The sequence below is a fragment of the Caballeronia sp. INML2 genome, from assembly GCF_023631365.1.
Classification (GTDB): domain Bacteria; phylum Pseudomonadota; class Gammaproteobacteria; order Burkholderiales; family Burkholderiaceae; genus Caballeronia; species Caballeronia turbans.
The window spans coordinates 1-1,286 of the sequence record NZ_JALQDH010000184.1; the positions used below are offsets into that span (position 1 = coordinate 1).

Genomic DNA, 1,286 nt, shown 5'->3' on the forward strand with positions numbered 1-1,286 from the left:
AGAGGTGGCCTCATTCGTTCGGACAGGATCCGCCAGTTTTTAAGTGGAATCGCTGAGGCAATCAAGCTGCCGATTTTATCGCTGGCAGCGTGGCGAAGTATGCTTCATCCGGTGTCTGATCGGCCAGCCTGGAATGAGGCCGATTCTGGTTATACCAGCTCAGGTAGTTGCCGATTGAGCGGCGGGCGTGGCTGATCGAGTCGTAGGCTTTCAGATAGACTTCCTCATATTTGACGCTGCGCCACACCCGTTCAACGAACACGTTGTCACGCCAGGCGCCTTTTCCATCCATGGACAGAAGAACGCTCCGGCTGAGCACCGCGTCGGTGAATTCGGTTGCGGTGAACTGGCTGCCTTGATCCGTGTTGACGATCTCAGGCAGGCCGTATTTCGCAAACGCTTCCTCCAGCGCCTCGACAGCATGGCAGCTCTCCAGCGTGATCGCCACCCGGTGTGCCAGCACCCGACGACTCGCCCAGTCCACGACAGCCGTCAGATATACGAAGCCGCGCGCCATCGGGATATAGCTCGTATCGAGCGCCCAGACCTGATTGGCCCGGTCGATTTTCCGGTTGCGAAGCAGGTACGGCCAGATCCTGTGGGCTGCATGCTTGCGGCTCGTGTTTGGCTTGCGATACAGCGCTTCGACACCCATGCGCTTCATCAAGGTGCTGACGTGTCTGCGTCCGACCTTGATACCTTCGCGACGCAGCAGCCGTGCCAGCATTCGCGCCCCCGCAAATGGATGCTCGAGGTGAAGCTCGTCAATCCGGCGCATCAATTTCAGATCCGCTTCGCTGACCCCGCGCGATTGGTAATAGGCGCTCGACCGGCTGATGCCTACCAGCCGCGCCTGCTGTGTCACCGGCAGGGCGTGATCACGATCGATCATCGCCTTACGCTCAGCAGTCCCGCCTTGCTGAGCGCGCTTTCTAAAAAATCGTTCTCCAGCGTCAATTGCCCGATCTTCGCGTGCAGTACCTTCACGTCGACTGGCGGTGCCGCTGGCGCCGAGTTGCCCGCGTCGAACACATCGGCAACCCGCTCCTGCAGTTGCTTCTTCCAGTCCGTAATCTGGTTCGGATGGACATCAAACTGCTGGGCCAGCTCTGCCAGCGTCTTGTCGCCCTTGAGCGCTGCCAGGGCCACCTTTGCCTTGAACGCTGGCGAGTGGGTCCGTCGGTTTCGTTTCGTCATCTTCTGGTTCCTTGTTGCCGGCCATTATGGCCGACTCACGCCCCAGCTTTTCCACTCAAGGAACTGTCCGAATTCCCGAAGCCACCTCT

The 1,286-nt window shown here is 59.3% G+C and carries 1 protein-coding gene; it reads right to left on the reverse strand.

Annotated elements, in window-relative coordinates:
- Positions 1-61 precede the first annotated feature (61 nt).
- A protein-coding gene (locus NCT32_RS36890) for an IS3 family transposase (RefSeq protein WP_407643089.1) occupies positions 62-1,197 on the reverse strand; the annotation gives its coding sequence in 2 pieces (ribosomal slippage) (positions 62-933 and positions 933-1,197; 1,137 coding nt in all).
- Positions 1,198-1,286 lie beyond the last annotated feature (89 nt).